We start from the raw sequence: 22,762 nt of genomic DNA, 5'->3' as shown, positions 1-22,762 counted from the left end.
ATTTCTATACAAGGCAATAGGTCAAGCTGTTGCCTTACCATAAAAAAAGCGAGAATACCAGGTGGTATTCTCGCTTTACTTTTTTAGTTTGACTTCTAGACTAGGCTAGTATTCCCACTGTCTTTTCTTGTTTAGTGCTTCTTCTGCCTCTATCTCTTCTGTAGGGATTACTTTTAAGAAAGAAGGATGTTGCTCTATGGCATATTCTAGCTGCTCTACAATCTTCTCTACAGAGTCGTTCTCATAATCTATCTCTAGTGGTTCTTTTACCTCAAAAGATTGTAAGATGCCACGTTTTTTAATACGCAAACCTTTCTTATCAAAACTTCTTCTAAAACCATCTATCACGATAGGCACTACAATAGGCTTGTAATTTTTAATAATGTGCGCCGTTCCTTTTCTAATAGGTTTCCACGGTTTTGTGGTTCCTTGTGGGAAGGTGATTACCCAGCCATCATCTAGTGCGATACCTATGTTTTCTGTATCCTTAAGGTTTACTTGACGTTCTATCTCTTTTCCTTTTTCTCTCCAGGTACGACTCACGGTAATCGCTCCTGCATAAGCCAGTATGCGGGGTAGTAAACCAGCCTTCATTGTCTCGCCTGCCGCAACGTAATATAAGTTGAGTTTTGGCCTCCAGAGGTAACCTATATTTTTTATAGAATCTGTACGACCGCTTAGACTCGCATTAAATACGTGAAACATCGATACCACATCTGCAAAGTAGGTCTGGTGGTTAGACACAAAAAGGACGTTAGTATCTGGTAAATTTGTGAGTATCTCTGAACCTTCTATCTGCAGCTCATTAAAGCCGCGGTAACGCCTGTGTGTCATTGCTCCTGCAATACGTATGAGCCAGCGTTTTAAGAATAGTATATGTCCAAATGGATTTTTTTTGAATAGCCCCATTTAATAGTTTAAAGTTGTGTGCGTTTGAGTGCGCTTTCGCGAAAGCGTACTTGGTTACAAACAGCCTGTAAATATACAAAAGACCTTACAATATTAAAGATTTCTTAACAAGAGCTCTTACCTCACTGAGCATCATTGCAGTAGCTCCCCATACTACGTGGCCCTGCAACATATAGGCTGGTACTTCTACCTCATCCATATACGAGGTAGTGAGGCGCTGGGTAATTACAACCTCATCAGACAAGAATTCTGAGAGTGGTACGGGTATGAGATCTTCTACCTCTGTTTCTTGCGCTTTAAAAGAGGGAGTATGTTGCACGTACCCTATAAATGATTGTACGTAAAAATTACTGGGCGGTATATAAATATTAGTAAGTTCACGCACGAGTGTGACCGTATCTTGAGCAACACCTACCTCCTCCTCTGTCTCACGCAAGGCGGTATGTGCGAGGTCTCTATCTTCTTGCTCAACTTTCCCTCCCGGAAACCCTACCTGATTAGAATGTACTCCTTTATAGGTCTTACGTAGTATGAGTATGAGCTCTGTCTCCCCCACATTATTAGGATAAAAAAGGGACATCACACCAGCTTGTCGAGGGTTGTGCTTTGCAATATCTTCTTCCTTAAGCTCTTTAAGCCGTTCTTGTGGTGCCATCTCAAGCTGCACATCACGCCCGGGAAGCGGTAGTTTTCTTATTTTTGAAACTAATTCTAAAAATGACTCAAACTTCATATATGCGCACCTTTCTCTGGATTATTATAATTTTTGCTCTAAGCACAAGTTGTCAAGATAAGAAATCTGAAAGTAAATCTGTAGCCAAAAAAGCCGTGATACAAGATACCATCACAGCTGTAAAAACTATTGATAAGCAAGATCCTTCACCAGATATGGGTACCATAAAAGAGCCTACTATTAAAGAACAAGCAGAGGTTATAGACTTCTTTACAACCTATGGAGAAAACAACCCGGAGACTAAGGTGAGAATCACAACTCGTTTTGGGAATATTGAGGTGCAACTTTATGAGGACACGCCACTACACAGAGCAAATTTTATTATGCTCGTAAAGAATGGCTATTTTAACACAACACAGATTCATAGAGTCTCGCCTAACTTTGTTGTGCAGGGTGGTAATAATGACACACAAAGTACAGCTCGTAACCGCTCAAGCTTTGGGAGTTACTTGATTCCTAATGAGGCAAACCCATCTCACACACATACTAGAGGTGCTTTCTCTTCTGCTAAGTACACAGAACAAAATGTAAGTAATGCAACCGCTCCTTTTGAGTTTTTTATAGTACAACCTTATCGCGGTGCACATCACCTAGATGGAGACCACACCGTTTTTGGCCACGTGACTAAAGGTATGAGCGTGATAGATGAAATTAATAAACTAGAAGTAGACGGCAGTGAGTGGCCACTAGAAAATGTGTATATGACTATTAAGATTATAGAATAATCTTTACTCTAAGAGCGCTGTCTTCTAGCCTCAAAGATTAATATTCCCGCTGCTACAGATACATTCATAGAGTCTATTTTACCCCGCATAGGGATTTTAATATTTGTACCCACCGTTCTCCACTCTCTAGATAAACCGGTAGCCTCTGTACCTACTACTATAGCACTCGCACTCGTATAAGATTGCGTCGCATAATCTACCGCCTCTTGTAATATGGCGCTGTAAATCGCAACACCCTTTTCTTGCAAGAAAGAGATAACCTCCTCTGTGCTTCCTGTGGCTATTTGCGTTGTAAACACACAACCCACGCTAGAGCGTATGATGTTAGGATTATATAAATCTGTTTTGGGGTTTGCTATAATAACGGCATCGACCGCGGCAGCATCTGCTGTGCGAAGTAATGCGCCTATGTTACCAGGTTTTTCTGGCGCTTCGGCAACTAATATGAGTGGGTTTACTGGTAATTGTAATTCTGATAATGTGGTTTTTTTTGCTTTCGCGAAAGCGATCACCCCCTCAGTACCTGCTCTGTAGGCAACTTTTTTGTAAACTTCAGTGGCTAGGCTCGTAAGGGATATCTTGGTCCCCACAGGTTCTTCTACCGAAGATGGCGTTATAAGTTGCTCGTCATAATACACCTCAGTAATGGTATAGCCGCCAGCGATAGCGAGCTCAATCTCACGTTTACCTTCTATTATAAAACCACCTTCCTTCTTACGAGTGCGTGACTTTTCTTGAAGTTGAAGTAAACGTTTTACCGTTGGGTTTTGAAGACTAGAAATATATTTTGACATAGCGCAAATGTAGAATATTCTGAAGATTAGATAAATAGTTGCTCAAAATAGTTGATAATTACAAAATGTAAAGTATATTTGACATTATAATAAACAATCTTTCCATTTTGGAAAGCTAAGTTATAATTACTTAAAGAAAATCAGTATGAGTATAAAGAAAATTATTGCGTGCGAGCGCAAGAGTCTAGGGAAGGTTAGCAAGTTTCAACTACCACATCATTTTAAAAAAGTGGGTTGGGTACTATTTATAGTTTCTTTTATATCGCTATTTGCATCTAGCATAATAACCACAGATGAAAGTCTAAAATCAACAATAGTGATAATTGTAAAATACACGATGCTCATAGGTTTACTTATGGTCTCTCTAGCCAAAGAGCCTATTGAAGATGAGTTTATCAAGAGTATGCGTATGAAGTCATATATGATTGCTTTTATACTAGGAGTAATACAAACGCTTATTATGCCATTTATTACGCTAGGTGCTGAGACTATAGTAGATGGTGGCTCAACACTAAAACCGGTAAACGACTTCTTTGTACTATGGGTATTACTATTTTGCCAGATATTAGTTTTTCACGTTTTTAAAAGCACTGCAAATGACTAACACTCTTAAGGTAGAACGCGCTATACTAGATCTTACTCAAGATGATCTCGCAAAAAAAATAGGCGTCTCAAGACAAACTATAAACTCAATAGAAAAGAATAGGTACGTACCATCTACCGTACTTGCTTTAAAACTATCTGCACTTTTTAATAAACCCGTAAACGATTTTTTTAAACTCACCGAAGAAGATTAAACTCCTTTGTAAGTAATCGCCTATTTTTACTACAAAACAAGCTAATTATAACCAATTCAAAATGAAAAACAATCTACTCGTACTAGCAGCTATCGTACTGCTCGCAAGTTGCAAGACAGAAACAAAGCAAACTACCATTACAGAAGAAACTGTAACTGAGACACCGCTAAGAGAATATCCAGAAGATATAGCCGCTATTTTTAAAGCGCACGGAGGTATTGACACTTGGAATGCAATGAACAACTTATGCTTTACACTTCCTAAAGGTGATATAGAAGAAGTACATACTGTAGATTTAAAATCTAGAAAAACACGTATCGAGACACCAGCATATACTTTAGGTTTTGACGGAGAAAAAGTATGGCTCAAGCAAGATAGTCTTGCTTTTAAGCCAGAAAGAGCACGTTTTTACCACAACCTTATGTTTTACTTTTATGCAATGCCTTTTGTACTAGGTGACGAAGGTATAACCTATAGTGAGGCCCCTGCTCTATCTAAAGATGGTGTAGACTACCCAGGTACAAAAATTAGCTTTGAAGACGGTGTAGGTGACGCGTCTGATGATAATTATATCATCTATAGAGATCCTAGTACAAACCAAATGGCGTGGCTAGCATATACAGTTACCTATGGTAAGGAAGGTCCGAGCGAGCGTTACAGCTACATTAAATATGACAAGTGGCAAGAAGTAAATGGATTACAACTCCCTAGTGAGCTACAATGGTATAATGTAGAAGAAGGACAACCTACCGAGATGCGCAACGCAATGAACTTTACAAAACCTACAGCCACAGCTACTCAACTAGATAAAAATCTTTTTGAAAAACCTGCAGACGGAACATTTGCAGAGTAAGCTTGCAATAACAAAGTATAATCTCAAACGCTATTCTTTATGAATAGCGTTTATTTTTTTATACAAACTACTGTTATTCAAATAGTAATGAGTTTATAATTCTCTATTAACATCTATCCTTTTACCCTAAAAATGGTGAAAAATCCCTTAAAACCTATTAGATTTACTTTTTAATGATACACCTTATAGCAACAAAGTAACTCTCTTAATAATGCACTATTACAGTCTCAATAATAAAGCACCACAGGTAACCTTTGACACCGCAGTTATAAAAGGAATTGCGCCAGATAAAGGACTGTATTTCCCTGAGCGCATACCTACACTACCTACTCAGTTTTGGGAAACTATAGAAGAGCTGTCTAAAGAAGAGATTGCTTACCAAGTGATGCAACCGTACGTAGGTGACACGATGGATGAGACTACGCTTAGAGAAATTGTAGCAGATGTATTATCGTTTGACTTTCCTATCGTTCCCATAACAAACCATATAGGTACGCTTGAACTCTTTCACGGGCCTACAATGGCGTTTAAAGACGTGGGAGCTCGCTTTATGGCTAGATGTTTAGGTCATTTTCTTAAAGAGCAAAACCAGCAAGAAGAAGTAACCGTACTAGTTGCTACCAGTGGTGACACTGGCGGCGCTGTGGCAAGAGGTTTTTATAAAGTACCCGGTATAAAAGTAGTCATACTCTACCCCTCTGGTAAAGTGTCTGACGTGCAGGAGCGACAGCTCACCACGCTGGGAGAAAATATTACTGCTCTAGAGGTAGACGGCACCTTTGACGACTGTCAGGCTATGGTAAAAAGAGCATTTTTAGACACAGACATTACTAATATAAAACAGCTTACCTCTGCAAATAGTATTAATGTTGCTAGATGGTTACCACAATCACTGTATTATCTATTTGCATATAAAGAATTAAAAAAACAGGGCAAGGCAGATAAGATTGTGTTTTCTGTACCTAGTGGTAACTTTGGAAACATTTGTGCTGGTATGGTGGCACACCTTATGGGGATGCCCGTACATCACTTTGTAGCTGCTGTAAATAGTAATACCACTATACCTAGGTTTATGAAAACGGGTGATTACAGCCCAACTCCTACTGTGCCTACCATAAGTAACGCTATGGATGTAAGTGACCCTAGTAATTTTGTGAGGGTTCTCCAGCTTTTTGAAAATAGTAGACAGCTTTTATCTACTAAGTTTTCATCATATTCATACTGTGATAATGCCACTAGAGGTGCGATGCTTGATATATATAAGGAACACAACTACACTGCAGATCCACACGGTGCTGTGGGATACTTGGGGCTAAAAGAATACCTTAAAGACCACCCAGATGCGCACGGTATCTTTTTAGAAACAGCGCATCCCATAAAATTTTTACCAGCTGTAGAGCCAGTAGTAGGACCGCTAGCCCTTCCAGAGCAAATAAAACAACTTATGAGTGCTCAAAAAGATGCGCTGGCCGTAAGTGATTATCAAGAACTCAAAAATTACTTATTAAAATAACGCTTTCGCGAAAGCGTGTATAACCCCATTTCATTCATCATACGGGTAACGGCATCATTATCGTGCAAAAAAATAGTAACTTTCTACAGTTGTTATACCCGATAATAGACCGAAAATCCAGTGCAATGAAATATTATATATCGCTTTTACTATGTATCATAACTTTACAAATATCTGCTCAACAAGTGTCTAGTGATGCGCTAAAAGCCTTTGAAGCTAAGACCTATTCTTATAAAGGCAAAGAACTTCCGTATAGAATACTATATCCTGAGAATTTTGATACGAGTAAAAAATACCCCTTACATTTATTTTTACACGGTGCTGGCGAGCGTGGTAGTGATAACCAGGCGCAGCTTGTACACGGTAGTGATCTCTTTGTGAAAATGAATGAGCAATATCCTGCGGTGGTTATATTTCCGCAATGTCCAAAAGGTGACTACTGGGCAGATGTGGAGGTCACACGAGGAGAAAACCAGAATGTCTTTAAATACCCAGCAAACCCTACTCCTACCTGGGCTATGCAAGCGGTTACTGCCTTACTAGAAGAAACGCTTGACGAGTCTTATATAAATCATAATCGTATCTATCTAAGCGGACTCTCTATGGGAGGTATGGGAACATATGAGTTGCTCGCCACAAAGCCAGATACCTTTGCGGCTGCGACGGCAATATGTGGAGGTGGCTATCCTGCAAACACTGCGAGATGGGCACAACAAACACCGGTATGGATTTTTCACGGAGAGGTAGATGCTGTTGTGCCAGTAATCTACTCTCAACTTATGGTAGAATCATTGCTACAAAATGGTCAAACACCTAGGTTTTCATTATATCCTAACGTAAACCACGACAGCTGGACAAATGCTTTTAACGAGCCAGATTTCTTCTCGTGGGTATACGGACATACTAAAGAAATAGGTGATCCAGCTGACACACCAGAGGTAATCACTGAAGACTGCACACCAGAGTGGCTTAAATTTTCTGAAAGCAGCCTACTCAAAAAGTTCGAAAAAGACAATGAACGGTTAAAAACTACAAACAACTCACAACGCATTGTTTTTATGGGAGATTCTATCACTGAGGGGTGGTCGAGTACAAGTCCAGAGTTTTGGGAAGAGAATCCTCATTACATAAATCGTGGTGTAGGAGGCCAGACCACCTCACAGATGGTACTACGCTTTAGAAAAGACGTAATCAACCTAGCACCACAAAAAGTAGTTATCCTCGCAGGTACAAATGATATTGCGGGTAACACTGGGGTTACCTCAAATCAAACCATTTATGATAACATTATTACGATGGCAGAGCTTGCCACAGTTCATAATATAGATGTGGTCATAAGTTCTATTCTTCCAGTATATGACTACCCTTGGAAAACTGGTTTACAACCTGCTACAAAAATCACAGAACTCAATACATTACTCAAAGACTACGCACTTAAAAATGGTCACACTTACATAGATTATCACAGTGTGATGAGAGATGCACAAAACGGGATGCAGTCATTACTCACCTATGATGGTGTGCATTGTAATAAAGCAGGTTATGAAGTGATGGAAAAAGTGCTAAGCTCTGCACTTTAAAAAATGAATACATACACTAAAGCATAAAATCTTACTCGACATTAGGCTTAAAAATCGCTCTCGATATACGTAGATAATTTAGATTTAATTTATCTATCAAATAAAGACCTTTCCTTACATTTGTGTATCAAAAAGAAGTAGATTTTATATGAAAAATACAGCCTTAACAAAAGTACACGAAGCCCTTGGGGCAAAAATGGTCCCGTTTGCGGGCTATAATATGCCCGTATCATATGAGGGTGTTAATGCAGAGCACGATACCGTAAGAAACGGTGTAGGTGTTTTTGACGTGTCACATATGGGTGAATTTCTTGTTTCTGGAGAAAAGGCGCTAGACCTATTACAATGGGTATGCTCAAACGATGTTTCTAAAATAAAAGTAGGTGGTGCGCAGTACAATTGCTTCCCAAATGCTACGGGCGGTATTGTAGATGACCTCATTGTTTACCGCATAAAAGAAGATCAATATATGCTCGTTGTAAATGCGAGCAACATAGATAAAGACTGGGCTTGGATAGAAAAACAAAACGCAGAAAAGGGTTTTAATGCAGATCTTAGAAACATATCAGAAGGGCACTCGCTACTGGCTATACAAGGACCTAAAGCTATCGAGGCAATGCAAAGCCTTACAGATGTAGATCTGGCTGATATTAAATTTTACACCTTTGAGGTAGCACCTTTTGCTGGACTTGAAAACGTGATTATAAGTGCTACCGGCTATACTGGTAGTGGAGGTTTTGAAATCTATTGTAAAAATGAAGAGGCAGAGCAACTATGGACCAAGGTTCTAGAAGCTGGTGCAGACTGGGGTATAAAACCCATAGGTCTTGCGGCTCGTGATACCTTGCGCCTAGAGATGGGATACTGTTTATATGGTAACGATATAGACGAGACTACCTCGCCTCTTGAGGCTGGTTTAGGCTGGGTAACAAAATTCACAAAAGACTTTGTAAACAGCGATGCACTTAAGGCTCAAAAAGAAGAAGGATTAAAGCAACGCCTTGTAGGTTTTGAACTTACAGAGCGTGGTATACCGAGACAAGGGTATGATATCGTTACAGAAGAAGGTACAAAAATAGGCCACGTTACCTCTGGTACAATGGGCCCATCTGTAGATAAAGGTATTGGTATGGGATATGTAGATACCGCTTTCGCGAAAGCGGACTCAGCAATCTTCATACAGATACGCAAGAAAAGAGTACCTGCAACCGTTGTAAAGACTCCATTTTACAAAGGATAGATAAACCGAAAAATTAATCCCAAATTTCAAAAAGGATTACTTTTTGAAATTTGGGATTTTTTATACAAAATAAGTACGCTATCGCATTTAAAAAGTCAAAAGATAAGATACTCATACTGGGAGCCAGTGGCTTTTTAGGCAATGCTCTATACAAGGAATTGTACAGGTATTATAACACCTATGGCACCTATCATTCTGGTAAAATTTATAGTGATAACAAGCACTATTTAAAGTTTGACCTTGTAAATGATGATGTGTATGAGTTATTGCGACAAGTACAACCATCGGTGATTATCTCGGCGCTGCGAGGTCCATTTACAGACCAGCTAGAGGCACACGAGCTTATGGTGGGCTATGCGCAAGAGACTGGTTGCCGTATTATATTTTTATCAAGCGCAAATGTTTTTGACGCATTTTCAAACTACCCAAGTTATGAGAATGATAAAACCCTCTCACAAAGCATATACGGAAAACTAAAGATACGCGTAGAGACACTCCTTATGAGACATCTACCAGAAGAGCAATATGCCATTGTGCGATTGCCTATGGTTTTTGGGGTAGGCTCACCACGTATACAAGCTCTTAAAAATGAGCTCTTACTAGGTGATGCCATAGAGGTATTTCCGCATCTTGTGATGAACACTACCACAGATGCAAAACTACGCCAGCAGATACATTATATTATAAATAGAAAACTCTCCGGTATCTTTCATTTAGGTAGCACAGATCTCATACACCACAAGGAGTTTATACACGAGCTGGTGATAATGCTCGATCTTAATAGAAAACCTATTTATAAAAATGTATTTACTAGTAATACAGACCGCTACCTAGCAGTACTCCCTCGCGATAACCGACTACCAAAACATTTACAGATTACAAATGAAACGGTTGTTGAGAGCAGTAAGAAGTATATTTAACCAGTAAAGATCTCATAAAACGACCTTAGTACGTATCTTTAAAACAAAAGAAATTTATGATCTGGCATTTATATATTATGGCTGCAATGTACATCATTGCAGGTGTGATGCACTTTATAAAACCACGTGTTTACGGAGCAATAATGCCTCCTTACATACCATATAAGAAAGCAATGGTATTCTGGAGTGGTGTGGCAGAGGTTGTACTTGGTGTGGGTCTTCTTTTTGATACTACCAGAGTATATGCCGCGTGGGGTATTATTTTAATGCTCCTTGTATTTTTTACGGTTCATATAGATATGATTACTAATGCAAAGCACAAAGGTAAATTCCCAATGTGGTTACTATGGTTAAGACTACCGTTACAATTTTTACTTATGTACTGGGCTTATCAATACTTATAAATGTCTTTATTTTCTAGCGAGCCATACAATCTTGATATTCCGGATGGAGATATCACTTATTATGAAGATTTTCTCTCAAAAGAAGAGGCGCTACACTTTTATAATATACTTTATAAGGAAACGCCCTGGCAACAAGATGATATTACCGTTTTTGGAAAAACCTATGCACAACCTAGGCTCACTGCGCTCTATGGTAATAATGGTAAGCCCTACTCCTACTCTAATATCACGATGCACCCGCTTGAATTTACTTTCGCTTTAAGCGAAATAAAAAAAAGAGTCGAAGCAGTCACGGGTATTATATTTTCTACTTGCTTACTTAACCTATATAGAGATGGAAATGACAGCAATGGGTGGCACTCAGATAATGAGAAAGAATTAGGCAAGAACCCTGCAATAGCATCAGTAAGCTTAGGTGCTCCCAGAGCTTTTAAACTAAGGTATAAGAAAGATCACAGTATTAATAAAAAACTTGTACTTGACTCTGGAAGTTTACTTTTAATGAAAGGCGCTACGCAAGAGTGCTGGCAGCATACAGTACCAAAAACTGCAAAAAAAGTAATGCCACGTATAAATCTAACCTTCAGGATTGTAAAATAAAAAAAGCAAACGCTTAGGGGGTACGTTTGCCTTAGTTATCTACCCGATTAAAAATACGAGTAGATGAATTCTTTCTTGGGATGAAAGCCAATTTACATAAGACTTAGAAGCTTAAAACAGTAAGTAATTTAGGGGTTACTAAGCATCAATTTTTCACTTCTAAGTCAGTATATCAAATAATTATAATTGTACATCTCTACTAGCGATGTAATACTGTTATGATTTAAAAAAGAGGTATTGTCACCAAAAAAAATCATTAACTAAAAACTAGGGAACTTAGAAAAAAGTCAACCTAAGCAATAAACAGTGTATATATTATGAACATATATAGAATGTAAGAGTAAAAAGGAACTAACAACTAACCTTAAAACCAAACGTGACAATACCTCAAACTTTGTACTCTTACACTCGTCTATTCTAACGGGCGCAAAGCTATGCACGCATAGTAAATCCGAACTAGTAAAATATTGATAAAAAATTGTAAAAAACTTGTAACAATCTGATAATAAGCAGTAATTATGTAATCTAAATTTAAATTTGTATCTTATTGTACACTATTTAAAGCCCCTACTTAGTCATATATGCAACAGTTTAGCCTACAAGACACTTTCCTTATTAAACAGTTTGAGAGAACTGGGAAGCATCAGGATACAGACCTCAGATCTTATTTTCAAATAATTTTTATTGAAGAAGGAAAAGGTCGTCATTTTGTAAACGAGTTTATAGTAACCTATACAACAGGTGATGTATTTTTAATCGCACCAGAAGATAAGTACTGGTTTGAGATAGACGGTACTACCTCGTTTTGTTATTTTCAATTTACTGAATCATTATTTTCTAGTAAAATGAACCTACCAGATAGGTCATACTGGTTACATCGCATAGAAGGTATTATACATAGTCCTAACCAGATGCCGGGAGACATTATTACAAATCCTTACGACAAGGCACTCATCTGGCATATGCACAATGTCATTATACAAGAGTATGAGATGGGTAAAGAATTTTACAAGCATAATATCTCAAATATGGTGAGTACTACACTGAGTATTATTGCTAGAAACATTCTGAGAGATATTAAACCTGTGAAGAAAACAGGCAATAAAGATCAACATACTACTATAGAGTCTTTACTTAATTATATACGGCAGCACGTATATGACACAGACCTTATGAAAATAAGTGCTATTGCAGATAAGTTTAATATGACTAGTAGTGGGATAAGCGCCTATTTTAAAAAGAAAACTGGAGACTCGTTACATCACTATATTTTAATGTATAAAATACAGCTGGTTAAGTATAGACTTATAAATACTGACTTTACAGTGTCTGAAATAGCTTATCAACTAGGCTTTACAGATGAGAGTCATCTCACGCGTATCTTTAAGAAATATAACGGTCTAACCCCAAAACAGTTTAAGAAGCAAGAAGAAGCTAGACCACTAGCCTAAAATCTCATTAAGTAAAGTAGCCAGACGTATTCCTCCTTTTTGTAATTGTCCTTTAAGAACATTAAAATAGTCATACATATATCTATACCCTAGCTTTTCACCTTTTTCAGTATTTGCATAGATTTCTTTTACGAGAACGCGGCTATCCTTCATCCAGTCTACATAAGTACCCTGAGCGATTGCTTTCTCTTGATTTTTAGTAAGACTAGGCATATTATCTGCAAGTTCTGAGTAGCTCATCCCGTAACTTTCTATCATCTGGGTGTCCCATACTCTGTGCAGATTTGTACCATCATTATACCATCGTACTTGAAAATCGTTACCGCCTTTATCTTCACTAATTCCGTTATGCAGTGGCTGGTGTAAATCACCTATAAAGTGCACAAGCATACGTAAGTAAAATGCTTTATCTTCTTTTGTAGCAGTGTCAGATTTTATAACAGCTATACTCTTCTCTATACCGCTTATAATATCTCCCTTTTCACTTCTAGGGTGCTGTTCAAAAGAACTATCAAAAGGTACATTTACATAGTGCCAAGGTCCAAAAGATCTATATTTTTTATCACTTTTAATCTCATCTGCATAGGTAGATACCAGTGCAAGAGACTCCCCATCTAGTAATTCTGCAATCGCTCTTTTTGTCTTTTTAGTTAAGTATTTTTCAGCAATAGCACCAGTGGTTCTATGACCCGTTTTTCCCCAGTCAAAAGCAGTGGCTTGTAGTGAAAAAAGTAAAACAAAAACTAAAAGTAAAGAATAACGCATTGTATAAAATTTTGAGCAAAAGTACAATGAATCAACCTTCTTCTGTGTTATAAAAATATTAAGAATAAGTCCGCTTTCGCGAAAGCGTAAACAACACTATCTTTAACTCTATAAATTCCATATACTAATGCAAACTTCACTAAAGCTAAAATTACTTATACCGATACTTTGTTTACTGGTACAAACTGGTGTCTTTTCTCAAAATTATAGTGGTAGTAGTGACCTTCGTATCACAGATATGGTTTATGGAACCTTGCTCACTCCAGAAACTCCCACTTCAAAACTTGCGATAATTATTCCAGACTCAGGCCCAACAGATCGCGATGGAAACCAGCAAATGATGCGCAATAACAGCTTAAAACTTCTCGCCGAAGGTCTTGCTCAAGAGGGTGTCGCTAGTTTTAGATATGACAAGAGGGTACTTACATTATTAAAGAAAAATGCGCTTCAAGAAGATAAACTGGACTTCACAATGTTTATAGATGATGCAGTAGCTGTTATAGATTACTTTAATAAACAAGGACGTTTTAAAGAAGTGTTTATCATAGGTCACGGGCAAGGGTCACTCATAGGGATGGTGGCTGCTCAACAAACAGCTACAAGTGGTTTTATATCACTCACTGGAGCGGGACAATCCATAGATCAATCTATTATTAATCAAATAGCATTGCAAATGCCAGACCTTAAAGACAAGGCGGCAAGAGCTTTTAAAATACTTAAAGAAAAAGGAAAGGTAAAAGACTACTCTCCTGCCCTAGGATCTATCTTTAGACCTGCTGTACAACCATTTATGGCAAGCTGGATGCAGTATAACCCGAGTAAAGAGATTGCAAAACTTAAGATACCTGTTCTCATTATAGATGGTACAAATGATTTACAAACTTCTCCAGAAGAAGCTATAAAACTACAAGCTGCCCTTCCAGCAGCTAGTTTATCCTACATAGAGGGGATGAATCACGTATTACGTATTACCGGAAAAGACAATCTTGAAAACTCAAAAACATATAATAATACCGCCTTACCTATTGCCTCTGCGCTTATAGACACAGTAAGTGCGTTTATAAATCGTGAGTAATGCCTCTAGCGTTAAACATAAAGCATAAAGATGATTATATGGGGTTAAAAGCTTCTTAAATTTAAGTTATAGCATAGCCATTTTATTTACTTTTAAGCATAACCAATCAATATTAATGCTTAAATACGTTTTATCTATCGCAATACTAGTTGCGAGCCTGACTACCTATGCACAGACTAAGGAGGTAGGTGTAAAATTTATAAATTCACCTATTACCGTAGATGGATCTCTAGACGAGCCCGTTTGGAATGAGACTCAAGTAGCAACAAATTTCTGGCAATATTTTCCAACAGATAGTATACAAGCTCCATATCAATCTGAAATAAGGTTTTTATATACAGACAAGACACTTTATGTAGGTATTAAAGTATTTTCTCAAGGAGATGACTATGTGATACCCTCCCTTAAGCGTGACTTTAGAGCTGGCGGAAGTGATAATATCACTTTAATGTTTGACACTTTTAATGATGGAAACAATGCTTTCTTATTTGGCTCAAATCCCTTAGGTATACGTCGCGAGGCTCTCGTATCTGGTGGTGGTACAGACTTAAGAGGTTTTACAACTAGCTGGGACACAAAGTGGGTGGGTGAGACTAAGCAGTATGATGGCTATTACATTTGTGAGTGGGCCATCCCTATGAGCGCTTTTAAATTTAGAGAAGGTGAGACTAGATGGCGCTTTAACAGCTACCAGTTTGACACCCAAGATAATACTAGAAACACGTGGATTAACATCCCCCAAAATCAGTTTATATTTAATCTGGCTTATATGGGAGATATGGTTTTTGAAAAACCGCTAGGTAACTCAAAAAGTCCCATATCAATTATTCCATATATAAATGCGATAGCAGGTCAAGATAGAGAACTACCAGATGATTTTACAGAAGTAAAAGTGGGTGGTGATGCTCGTTTTACTATAGGTAATAGTCTTAATTTAGACGTCACCATAAACCCAGACTTCTCACAGGTGGAGGTAGATAATGCCATCACAAATCTCTCACGTTTTGAGGTGGGGCTACCAGAGAGACGCCAGTTTTTTATAGAAAATAGTGACCTCTTTGCAGATTTTGGAGATCCTAGAGCGGCAAATCCATTTTTTTCGAGACGTATAGGTATCGCAGAAGACTTTGAGGGAAATACCATTATAAATAACATTGTAGCAGGTGCAAGGCTAAGCGGTAAATTAAATAATAACTTACGTGTGGGGCTTCTCAATATGCAAACCCAAAAAGATGAAATAAATGAGATCTCTGCAAATAATAATACTTTAATTGCCTTACAGCATAGAGTTTTTAGCCGGTCAAACATCTCTGCTATTTTTGTAAACAGACAAGCCACAGGTAATGAAACTTTTGTAGAACCTGGCGAGCAATACAACAGACTAGTAGGTCTTGATTATAATCTTGCAAATGAGGATAACAGTTGGAATGGTAAATTTTACCTACACAAATCTTTTAGCCCTGGTATAGAGGGCAAAGACTTCTCTGGGGGAGCCCGCATTGAGTATAATAGAAATAACTGGAGAGCAACCAGCGCTACCCTCTTTGTAAACGAAGACTTTAACTCAGACCTAGGTTTTATACCTCGTAAAGATATTTTTAGAAATTTTTCAAAACTTGAGCGCCTCATATTCCCCAAGTCTGGAGCGATAAATAGACATATATTCTCTCTCAACTCATTTTATGTGTGGCGACCAGAGCTAGACTTCACACTAGGTGATCGCACGCTCTCTCCACAATGGGAAGCAGAGTTTAAAAATACAGCCAGCCTTGCTGTAAAGCCACGAGCACGTTTTACTAAGCTTTTTGACACCTTTGACCCGTCACGCTCAGAAGGTTTAGAACTTCCAGAAGGCAGCGAGTATAGTTATAATAGCATCGAGCTTGAGTATAATTCAGATAGAAGAAAAGCACTTTCATATACCTCAAATGCTACCTATGGAGACTACTTTAATGGTGAGATTTTAACACTAAGAGCAGGAGCCACACTACGTTTACAACCTAAGTTAATTATAGGTTTTAACGCGCGTTATGATAAAATAAACCTTCCTGCCCCCTACTCAGATAATGACATCTGGCTCGTAAGCCCTCGTGTGGAAGTGACATTTACAAAAAACCTATTTTGGAACACCTTGCTTCAATACAGTACCTTGCAAGATAACTTTGGTATCAACTCTAGGTTGCAGTGGCGTTTTGCTCCTTTATCAGATTTATTTTTGGTTTATAATGACAACTATTTTACAGATACCAACTTTGCGCCACGCTTCAGAAGTATAAATTTAAAGCTCACTTACTGGCTCTATTTATAGGGATTTTCATATTTTCGGGACGCTTCTAGATAAATTAGGAGCGATTATTTTTTACGCTTTCGCGAAAGCGTACTCACCCTCACAACTATGGAAAACACACCTTATTTTACAAATGATGCTATTGTCTTTGGCCTCATCGCTCTTGCACTGGCGAGCATATTTTACACCTCTGGAAAGAAAACAGGCTTCTGGGGTAAGTTTTATGGCGTTGTACCAGCCTTACTATTATGCTATTTGATCCCCGCAATATTTAATAGTGTAGGATTAATAGACGCAGAGCGTAGCCAGCTATATTATGTAGCGAGTCGCTATTTACTACCTGCCTCGCTTGTACTTATGACCTTAAGTATAGACCTTAAAGCTATTGTAAATCTGGGTCCTAAGGCACTTATTATGTTCTTCACGGGGACCTTAGGTATCGTAATAGGCGGGCCGCTTGCTATTTTATTAATCTCTGCTATTTCACCAGAGACGGTGGGTGGTGCTGGCCCAGACGCGATATGGAGAGGTCTGTCTACACTGGCAGGTAGCTGGATAGGTGGCAGTGCAAATCAAGCAGCTATGCTAGAAATTTATAAATACAATCCTGCCAAGTATGGACAAATGGTCTTGGTAGATATTGTAGTCGCAAATGTATGGATGGCTGTATTACTGCTAGGGATAGGAAAATCAAAACGCATAGATAACTGGCTCAAAGCAGATAACACAGCTATAGAAAAATTAAAAGAAAAGGTATCAACCTTTGCCGAGGGTGTAAAACGCAACCCTACTCTCAATGACCTGATGGTAATGCTAGGGCTTGCCTTTGGTGCAGTAGGAATTGCACACTGGGGAGCAAGTGGTATGTCTGCACTGTTTTCTGATATACCTAAGGGCTCTGCTCTTGCGTCTTTTGGTTCTACCTTTTTCTGGATGATTACAATTGCTACAGCCATAGGTATTTTGCTTTCGTTTACAAAGGCAAAAAACTATGAAGGTGCAGGAGCAAGTAAGATAGGTAGTGTTTTTATCTATATACTCGTTGCAAGCATAGGTATGAAAATGGATTTACTAAGTATACTTGATAACCCAGGGCTTATAGCTATAGGGTTTGTCTGGATGGGTATACACGCTGGCCTTCTTATACTTATGGCAAAACTAGTAAAAGCTCCCTTTTTCTTCCTTGCAGTGGGAAGTCAGGCAAATGTGGGAGGAGCAGCCTCTGCCCCTGTTGTTGCAGCAGAGTTTCACCCGTCACTAGCAAGTGTGGGAGTGTTGCTAGCGGTCTTTGGCTACGTAGTAGGAACCTATGGTGCGATATTGTGTACAATTTTAATGGAAATGGCCTCTGCAGGCTAGTTTTGTTTGTAAAATAATGAGATATTTGCGCCCTTAACAAGACTATATTATGACTAGAATCACATACCTTTTATTAGTAAGCTTTTTAATTATCTCGTGTTCAAAATCGGGTAACTTAACACTTACAGGAACCGTAAAAGGACTTAAAAAAGGGACTCTTTATGTGCAGCATATACAAGACACTGCACTAGTAAATATAGATTCTCTAGAAATAGATGGAGACCCAGAGTTTGAATTTATACTAGACATAAAAGAGCCAGAGGTTTACTATTTACACCTAAGTAAAGAAAATGAGTCTGGTTATGATGATCGCATACCTTTCTTTGCAGAAGAGGGCGCTATTAATATCACTACATCTCTTAAAAACTTTGAAGGATTTGCCGCAGTAATAGGGTCAGAAAACCAAATGTACTGGCAGGAATTTCAAAATATGAATAAGCAGTTTAATGATAAAAACCTGGATCTTATAAAAGGTTCTTTTGAGGCGAGACAAAGTGGTGTACAAGAAGATATTGTAGCTTATGATGACTCACTACAAAGCCTTCTCAAAAGAAAGTATTTATACACGGGTAACTTTGCGGCTGTACATAAAGACAAGGAGGTAGCTCCTTACCTACTTTTAACACAGATTCCTGATGCTGCAACATCATATCTTGATACCCTTTACAAGACATTCCCGAGAAAGACTAAGCAATCTCTATATGGTAAACAGGTAAAAAAATTGCTTGAGGAGCGCAAGTCAAATTAAGCCACTCTGTTGATAAACAACACTTAATTTACCATCACAAACTGAAGCTCATCTTCAGAAATTACAGTATTTTTGCATTCAAAATAAGAACTATGGCAAATATTAGAGATTTAAAGAAAGATATCAATTTTGTACTAGGTGACATCATTGATGCCGTGTATGTATGGGAAGCGCTTAACCCAAAAGAAGATGCCGCTAAAGGTGAAGCGATTATAGATGACGCAATTAAGACATTTGATACCCTTATTGCAAAGGTAAATGACCGTAAGGTTGAAAATAGAGGAAAAAATTTAGAAGCCGTACGTGCTGATCTTGAGAGAGATGCAAGCGGTCTTATTGAAAGAATTAATAAGCTTTAATTTTTTTTCAAATTGAGGTTGCAAATATGATATAAATGCTATTATATTTGCACCCGCAATGCCGATGTAGCTCAGCTGGCTAGAGCAGCTGATTTGTAATCAGCAGGTCGTGGGTTCGAGTCCCTCCATCGGCTCAAAAAGGTCTTCTTTTATAGAAGACCTTTTTTGTTTTAAAGCCATTACGATTATTAAAAGTAAATGTAGTTGTGAGTACGCTTTCGCGAAAGCGTAAAAAGATTACAGCCCCTTTATTACAGAAAGCGCTTTAGGAATGTGCTTACCAGCCATCATACTATTAAAACGCATTTTAACGGTGCCTGCAGAATCTATAACAAAGGTCTCTCGTCCTGGCAACAAACCTAGAAGTTCGTTCTTTACACCGTATAAACGACGTATTTTATTTTTTTGATCTGAAAGGGTATCAAAAGGTAAGTTGTGCTTTGCTCTAAATCGTTTATGACTAGCTACACTATCTGCACTTATACCGAATACTTTTGCTCCTGCATCTGTAAAATCTTGATACTGATCTCTAAAACTACAGGCTTGCGCAGTACAACCAGGCGTGAAATTTTTAGGATAAAAATAAATTACCATAGGTACTTTCCCCAACAGTGAATCTATAGAAACATCTTTACCATCTTGATTTTTTAAACTAAAGCCTGGTGCCTTATCTCCTACTTTTAATGCCATTTACTCTCCTTTATAGGTTACAAAGTTACGCGGTGTCTCATATAGAGTCACCTCCAGATCAAACTTAGGTTCTAATACTGTTTTAATTCTATTATAAATGACAACTGCAATATTTTCTGCCGTTGGGTTGAGCTCTTTAAACTCCTGTACCTCTAGGTTTAAGTTTTTATGATCTAGGTAGTCTTCTACCTGAGCTTTTATAATATCCTTTAAAATTTTAAGATCTATCAAAAATCCGGTTTCTGGATCTATCTCTCCAGTAACACTTACAGTAAGGTCGTAATTATGACCGTGAAAATTAGGGTTACTACACTTACCGAAAATCTGGCTATTTTTTTCATCATTCCAGTCTGGTCTATATAACCTATGTGCAGCATTAAAATGTGCTTTTCTGTGTGCAGTTATTCTCATCGCTCAATGTGATTATAAAATTTATCAAAAATGATCTTAAACCAAGCTGTATACAATTCTGGTCTGTTTACAATATCTTGCTTTACATTTTCAAGCCCCATCCACTTCCAGGCAGCTACTTCTTCCTCATTAATTACAGGCTCTTGCTCTGAGTGACCTATTAGTATATGATCTAACTCGTGCTCAGTAAGTCCATTATCAAAAGGAGCTTTGTAAATAAAAGATATACTTTCTTCTAAGGGAACGGTAAAACCCATCTCCTCTTGTAACCTGCGTGTACCTGCTTCTATATTGCTCTCACCATCGCGCTGGTGACTGCAACAGGTATTTGTCCATAAGCCGGGACTGTGGTATTTGTGAAGTGCTCTTTGCTGGAGCATAAGCTCCTTTTTATCATTGAAGACAAATACTGAAAAAGCGCGATGTAAAACGGCCTTTTCGTGAGCTTCCATTTTGGGCATTAGCCCTATTTTATTGTCATTTTCATCTACTAAGATGACTAATTCTTCTTTCATAAGCTTTGTAAAAATACAAATAACTCATAAAAAAAGCGCCTCATATGAGACGCTCTTGAAATTATTGAAAGTAAGGTTAGTTATTACTTAAAACTATAAACTCGCTTCTTCTGTTAAGTTGATGTTGTTCTTCACTACACTGAACACCGTTTGAACATTCATTAACTAGCTGAGACTCTCCATAACCGCGACCAGAAAGTCTAGATGGATTAATTCCCTTTGCAATAAGCCAGTCTCTAGTAGATACATTACGGTTTTGTGATAGTGTACGGTTGTACTCATCATTACCTCTACTATCTGTGTGTGATCTTACGTCTATACGTACAGAAGGATACGTTTCCATATACACAAGAACTTTTGCTAGTTCAATCTCTGCATCTGGTCTTATATAGTACTTATCAAAATCAAAGTATATAGGATTAAGGTTTAATATTTTTGCAATATCGTCTCCTGGTTTTGCAATTTGAACAGCACGCTCTAATTGTAAAAACTCTTGAATTTCACCAGATAGATTAGGAGTAGACACTCTCTTTTCTACAGTAGTATATCCATCCTTTGATCCTCTTAAAAGATATTTTGCATCACACTCTGGTTCAAACTCAAAAGTTGCTTTTCTACCAGTAACAATAGATTCAATAAGATTATTCTTATCATCATATAAAGCCACGGTAGCATCTTTTAAAAGCTCTTCTGTGTTTTTATCTGTTACATTACCCGTTAGTAATATTTCACAAAGTGGTTCTGGTCTTCTAAGCTGTCTTATCATATAGATATCATCATCTATACCAGATTTACCACGGTTAGATGAAAGAAATCCAGTTTTAGTTTCAGAATCGATTATGAAAGCAAAATCATCTTTAGAAGTGTTTGCTGGTTCTCCTATGTTAAGTATTGTAACATCTTCACCAGTAGCATCTAAGTTAGTTAAGAATATATCTAAACCTCCTAGGCCCGGGTGACCGTTTGAAGCAAAAAATAAATCGTTTGCTGCGCTTACATATGGAAAACTTTCTCTTCCTTCAGTATTAATACTATTACCAAGATTTACTGGCTCTCCATAAGTACTATCATCATTGATTACTACATACCATAAATCTGCCTGGCCTAAAGTACCTGGCATATCTGAAGAGAAGTATAATTTTTTACCATCTGGGCTTAATGCTGGGTGAGCTACTGTATAATTGTCGCTATTAAATGGTAATTCTTTAACTCCGCCCCAAGCGCCATTTTTATAACTTGCACGATACAACTTTAACTGGTTAGTACCTGTACTATCTTTACTAAAGATGCCATTGCTATAGTTATTACGTGTGAAGTACATAACACTATCCCCTTTTGCAAATACAGGAGAACTCTCGTGATATTGCGTATTTAGGTTAGCGCTAAATGGCTTAGCAAACTTAGTTCCACCTTCTTGTCCTACTTTACTAGTATCTACTTGGTATAAGTTTAAGAATGGTTGACCGTTCCATTTATGCACACGTTTTGTGTAACCGCCTGTATCTCTGTTTGAGGCAAAAATCAATTTGTCCTTATACAGTGCAGATCCAAAATCTGAGTATCCAGAATTAATTTGAGTGATAGAAACATCGTAAGCTCCTTTTTGCTTTTCAATCTCTCTAAGATAATCAGGTGCTTTTCTAAATAGTACAGCTCTAGTATCATCCTCTCCAAGGTCATAAAAGCGAGCCATCATCTTATCAGATAATGCATAATCTTTTGTAGCTCTTAATGACGTTGCATATCTAAAATATACTTCTGGTTCTACATCTTCTGGGAATTGCTCTATAAGCTTTCCATAATATGTTGCTGCTTCATCATATTTTGCATTTAAATAATATGAGTCTGCAAGTCTTTTAAAGAGATCACCAGATTCATAACCTTTATCAACTACTTTTTGATAAATCTCTTGAGAATTTACATAATCATACTGATTAAATCTCTTTGTTGCTCTTTCTATCTTCTTTTCCTGCGCGTATCCAAAAAATGCAGTAAGAAGAAATATAAATAATGTAATTTTTTTCATAGTACTGT

At 37.8% G+C, this 22,762-nt stretch carries 24 protein-coding genes and 1 tRNA gene; 17 read left to right on the top strand and 8 right to left on the bottom strand.

What is annotated here, in order from left to right; translation table 11 throughout:
- Positions 1-105: 105 nt before the first annotated feature.
- Positions 106-909: a lysophospholipid acyltransferase family protein gene (locus tag I597_RS08845; protein WP_021779427.1), complete on the bottom strand. Its 804-nt coding sequence runs from the start codon at positions 907-909 to the stop codon at positions 106-108.
- Positions 910-994: 85 nt separating this feature from the next.
- Entirely contained in the window at positions 995-1,642 is a 648-nt protein-coding gene (locus I597_RS08840) for an NUDIX hydrolase (protein ID WP_035325054.1), read from the bottom strand.
- 2 nt (positions 1,643-1,644) lie between these two features.
- Between I597_RS08840 and I597_RS08835 the strand changes: the two genes are divergently transcribed.
- Positions 1,645-2,367 (top strand): peptidylprolyl isomerase, encoded by a 723-nt coding sequence (locus I597_RS08835; RefSeq protein ID WP_035325055.1) that lies wholly within the window; start codon positions 1,645-1,647, stop codon positions 2,365-2,367.
- 8 nt (positions 2,368-2,375) lie between these two features.
- Here the strand turns inward: I597_RS08835 and I597_RS08830 are convergent, their stop codons facing one another.
- Positions 2,376-3,161, bottom strand: coding sequence for a TrmH family RNA methyltransferase (locus I597_RS08830; RefSeq protein WP_035325056.1), 786 nt, complete (start codon positions 3,159-3,161; stop codon positions 2,376-2,378).
- Between the two features lie 145 nt (positions 3,162-3,306).
- Between I597_RS08830 and I597_RS08825 the strand changes: the two genes are divergently transcribed.
- The 10 genes from I597_RS08825 (at position 3,307) to I597_RS08780 (ending at position 12,519) form a co-directional block, all read left to right on the top strand.
- Entirely contained in the window at positions 3,307-3,765 is a 459-nt protein-coding gene (locus tag I597_RS08825; RefSeq protein ID WP_021779431.1) for a hypothetical protein, read from the top strand.
- Positions 3,758-3,958 (top strand): helix-turn-helix transcriptional regulator, encoded by a 201-nt coding sequence (locus I597_RS08820; protein WP_021779432.1) that lies wholly within the window; start codon positions 3,758-3,760, stop codon positions 3,956-3,958. The genes I597_RS08825 and I597_RS08820 overlap by 8 nt, the downstream gene beginning before the upstream one ends.
- A 61-nt stretch (positions 3,959-4,019) precedes the next feature.
- Positions 4,020-4,811: a DUF6503 family protein gene (locus tag I597_RS08815; RefSeq protein WP_035325057.1), complete on the top strand. Its 792-nt coding sequence runs from the start codon at positions 4,020-4,022 to the stop codon at positions 4,809-4,811.
- Between the two features lie 211 nt (positions 4,812-5,022).
- Entirely contained in the window at positions 5,023-6,324 is a 1,302-nt protein-coding gene (gene thrC, locus I597_RS08810) for a threonine synthase (protein WP_035325058.1), read from the top strand.
- Positions 6,325-6,449: 125 nt separating this feature from the next.
- Positions 6,450-7,904 carry a GDSL-type esterase/lipase family protein gene (locus I597_RS14995; RefSeq protein ID WP_063613073.1) on the top strand — a complete coding sequence of 485 codons (1,455 nt, stop codon included), beginning with the start codon at positions 6,450-6,452 and terminating at the stop codon, positions 7,902-7,904.
- A 148-nt stretch (positions 7,905-8,052) separates the two neighbouring features.
- Positions 8,053-9,144, top strand: a complete 1,092-nt coding sequence (gene gcvT, locus I597_RS08800; protein ID WP_035325059.1) for a glycine cleavage system aminomethyltransferase GcvT — start codon at positions 8,053-8,055, stop codon at positions 9,142-9,144.
- 50 nt (positions 9,145-9,194) lie between these two features.
- Positions 9,195-10,064, top strand: a complete 870-nt coding sequence (locus I597_RS08795; protein ID WP_236626630.1) for a sugar nucleotide-binding protein — start codon at positions 9,195-9,197, stop codon at positions 10,062-10,064.
- 56 nt (positions 10,065-10,120) lie between these two features.
- Positions 10,121-10,468, top strand: coding sequence for a DoxX family protein (locus I597_RS08790; protein WP_035325060.1), 348 nt, complete (start codon positions 10,121-10,123; stop codon positions 10,466-10,468).
- Positions 10,469-11,068, top strand: a complete 600-nt coding sequence (locus I597_RS08785) for an alpha-ketoglutarate-dependent dioxygenase AlkB family protein (RefSeq protein WP_035325061.1) — start codon at positions 10,469-10,471, stop codon at positions 11,066-11,068.
- Positions 11,069-11,649: 581 nt separating this feature from the next.
- On the top strand, positions 11,650-12,519 hold the full coding sequence (locus I597_RS08780) for an AraC family transcriptional regulator (RefSeq protein ID WP_035325062.1): 870 nt from the start codon (positions 11,650-11,652) through the stop codon (positions 12,517-12,519).
- Here the strand turns inward: I597_RS08780 and I597_RS08775 are convergent.
- Positions 12,511-13,284, bottom strand: coding sequence for a S1/P1 nuclease (locus I597_RS08775; protein ID WP_035325063.1), 774 nt, complete (start codon positions 13,282-13,284; stop codon positions 12,511-12,513). The two genes, I597_RS08780 and I597_RS08775, sit on opposite strands and share 9 nt — an antisense overlap.
- A 127-nt stretch (positions 13,285-13,411) precedes the next feature.
- Between I597_RS08775 and I597_RS08770 the strand changes: the two genes are divergently transcribed.
- The 6 genes from I597_RS08770 to I597_RS08745 all read left to right on the top strand — a co-directional run bounded on the left by I597_RS08770 (position 13,412) and on the right by I597_RS08745 (position 19,246).
- A complete protein-coding gene (locus I597_RS08770) occupies positions 13,412-14,359 on the top strand; it encodes an alpha/beta hydrolase (RefSeq protein ID WP_052111729.1) in 948 nt (315 codons plus the stop codon).
- A gap of 115 nt (positions 14,360-14,474) precedes the next feature.
- Complete coding sequence (locus I597_RS08765) at positions 14,475-16,667, top strand: DUF5916 domain-containing protein (RefSeq protein ID WP_035325064.1); 2,193 nt, start codon at positions 14,475-14,477, stop codon at positions 16,665-16,667.
- 87 nt (positions 16,668-16,754) lie between these two features.
- On the top strand, positions 16,755-18,005 hold the full coding sequence (locus I597_RS08760; RefSeq protein WP_035325065.1) for a DUF819 family protein: 1,251 nt from the start codon (positions 16,755-16,757) through the stop codon (positions 18,003-18,005).
- Between the two features lie 49 nt (positions 18,006-18,054).
- Complete coding sequence (locus I597_RS08755; protein ID WP_035325066.1) at positions 18,055-18,753, top strand: DUF4369 domain-containing protein; 699 nt, start codon at positions 18,055-18,057, stop codon at positions 18,751-18,753.
- Between the two features lie 92 nt (positions 18,754-18,845).
- Positions 18,846-19,112 carry a hypothetical protein gene (locus tag I597_RS08750; protein WP_035325067.1) on the top strand — a complete coding sequence of 89 codons (267 nt, stop codon included), beginning with the start codon at positions 18,846-18,848 and terminating at the stop codon, positions 19,110-19,112.
- Positions 19,113-19,172: 60 nt separating this feature from the next.
- Positions 19,173-19,246 (top strand) — tRNA-Thr (locus I597_RS08745).
- A gap of 103 nt (positions 19,247-19,349) precedes the next feature.
- Here the strand turns inward: I597_RS08745 and I597_RS08740 are convergent.
- The 4 genes from I597_RS08740 to I597_RS08725 all read right to left on the bottom strand — a co-directional run bounded on the left by I597_RS08740 (position 19,350) and on the right by I597_RS08725 (position 22,754).
- On the bottom strand, positions 19,350-19,802 hold the full coding sequence (locus I597_RS08740) for a peroxiredoxin (RefSeq protein WP_035325068.1): 453 nt from the start codon (positions 19,800-19,802) through the stop codon (positions 19,350-19,352).
- On the bottom strand, positions 19,803-20,213 hold the full coding sequence (locus tag I597_RS08735) for a 6-pyruvoyl trahydropterin synthase family protein (protein WP_035325069.1): 411 nt from the start codon (positions 20,211-20,213) through the stop codon (positions 19,803-19,805). It abuts the gene before it with no gap.
- Entirely contained in the window at positions 20,210-20,728 is a 519-nt protein-coding gene (gene idi / locus I597_RS08730) for an isopentenyl-diphosphate Delta-isomerase (protein ID WP_035325070.1), read from the bottom strand. Before idi ends, I597_RS08735 begins: the two co-directional genes overlap by 4 nt.
- 76 nt (positions 20,729-20,804) lie before the next feature.
- Positions 20,805-22,754, bottom strand: a complete 1,950-nt coding sequence (locus tag I597_RS08725) for an OmpA family protein (RefSeq protein ID WP_035325071.1) — start codon at positions 22,752-22,754, stop codon at positions 20,805-20,807.
- Positions 22,755-22,762 lie beyond the last annotated feature (8 nt).

Origin of the sequence: Dokdonia donghaensis DSW-1, from assembly GCF_001653755.1 — a bacterium.
Lineage (GTDB): Bacteria > Bacteroidota > Bacteroidia > Flavobacteriales > Flavobacteriaceae > Dokdonia > Dokdonia donghaensis.
Note: the sequence above shows the minus strand (reverse complement) of the source record. Positions and strands in the feature narration are given on the sequence as shown.

What these genes read in the sequence shown, in the direction of transcription:
- I597_RS08770 (WP_052111729.1), top strand. Translation starts at nt 13,412, where the DNA reads ATGCAAACTTCACTAAAGCTAAAATTACTTATACCGATACTTTGTTTA.
- I597_RS08840 (WP_035325054.1), bottom strand. Translation starts at nt 1,642, where the DNA reads ATGAAGTTTGAGTCATTTTTAGAATTAGTTTCAAAAATAAGAAAACTA.
- I597_RS08790 (WP_035325060.1), top strand. Translation starts at nt 10,121, where the DNA reads ATGATCTGGCATTTATATATTATGGCTGCAATGTACATCATTGCAGGT.
- I597_RS08775 (WP_035325063.1), bottom strand. Translation starts at nt 13,284, where the DNA reads ATGCGTTATTCTTTACTTTTAGTTTTTGTTTTACTTTTTTCACTACAA.
- I597_RS08725 (WP_035325071.1), bottom strand. Translation starts at nt 22,754, where the DNA reads ATGAAAAAAATTACATTATTTATATTTCTTCTTACTGCATTTTTTGGA.
- I597_RS08825 (WP_021779431.1), top strand. Translation starts at nt 3,307, where the DNA reads ATGAGTATAAAGAAAATTATTGCGTGCGAGCGCAAGAGTCTAGGGAAG.
- gcvT (WP_035325059.1), top strand. Translation starts at nt 8,053, where the DNA reads ATGAAAAATACAGCCTTAACAAAAGTACACGAAGCCCTTGGGGCAAAA.
- I597_RS08815 (WP_035325057.1), top strand. Translation starts at nt 4,020, where the DNA reads ATGAAAAACAATCTACTCGTACTAGCAGCTATCGTACTGCTCGCAAGT.
- I597_RS08830 (WP_035325056.1), bottom strand. Translation starts at nt 3,161, where the DNA reads ATGTCAAAATATATTTCTAGTCTTCAAAACCCAACGGTAAAACGTTTA.
- I597_RS08765 (WP_035325064.1), top strand. Translation starts at nt 14,475, where the DNA reads ATGCTTAAATACGTTTTATCTATCGCAATACTAGTTGCGAGCCTGACT.
- I597_RS08845 (WP_021779427.1), bottom strand. Translation starts at nt 909, where the DNA reads ATGGGGCTATTCAAAAAAAATCCATTTGGACATATACTATTCTTAAAA.
- I597_RS08760 (WP_035325065.1), top strand. Translation starts at nt 16,755, where the DNA reads ATGGAAAACACACCTTATTTTACAAATGATGCTATTGTCTTTGGCCTC.
- I597_RS08750 (WP_035325067.1), top strand. Translation starts at nt 18,846, where the DNA reads ATGGCAAATATTAGAGATTTAAAGAAAGATATCAATTTTGTACTAGGT.
- I597_RS08740 (WP_035325068.1), bottom strand. Translation starts at nt 19,802, where the DNA reads ATGGCATTAAAAGTAGGAGATAAGGCACCAGGCTTTAGTTTAAAAAAT.
- I597_RS08780 (WP_035325062.1), top strand. Translation starts at nt 11,650, where the DNA reads ATGCAACAGTTTAGCCTACAAGACACTTTCCTTATTAAACAGTTTGAG.
- I597_RS08785 (WP_035325061.1), top strand. Translation starts at nt 10,469, where the DNA reads ATGTCTTTATTTTCTAGCGAGCCATACAATCTTGATATTCCGGATGGA.
- I597_RS08735 (WP_035325069.1), bottom strand. Translation starts at nt 20,213, where the DNA reads ATGAGAATAACTGCACACAGAAAAGCACATTTTAATGCTGCACATAGG.
- I597_RS08755 (WP_035325066.1), top strand. Translation starts at nt 18,055, where the DNA reads ATGACTAGAATCACATACCTTTTATTAGTAAGCTTTTTAATTATCTCG.
- thrC (WP_035325058.1), top strand. Translation starts at nt 5,023, where the DNA reads ATGCACTATTACAGTCTCAATAATAAAGCACCACAGGTAACCTTTGAC.
- I597_RS08820 (WP_021779432.1), top strand. Translation starts at nt 3,758, where the DNA reads ATGACTAACACTCTTAAGGTAGAACGCGCTATACTAGATCTTACTCAA.
- idi (WP_035325070.1), bottom strand. Translation starts at nt 20,728, where the DNA reads ATGAAAGAAGAATTAGTCATCTTAGTAGATGAAAATGACAATAAAATA.
- I597_RS08835 (WP_035325055.1), top strand. Translation starts at nt 1,645, where the DNA reads ATGCGCACCTTTCTCTGGATTATTATAATTTTTGCTCTAAGCACAAGT.
- I597_RS14995 (WP_063613073.1), top strand. Translation starts at nt 6,450, where the DNA reads ATGAAATATTATATATCGCTTTTACTATGTATCATAACTTTACAAATA.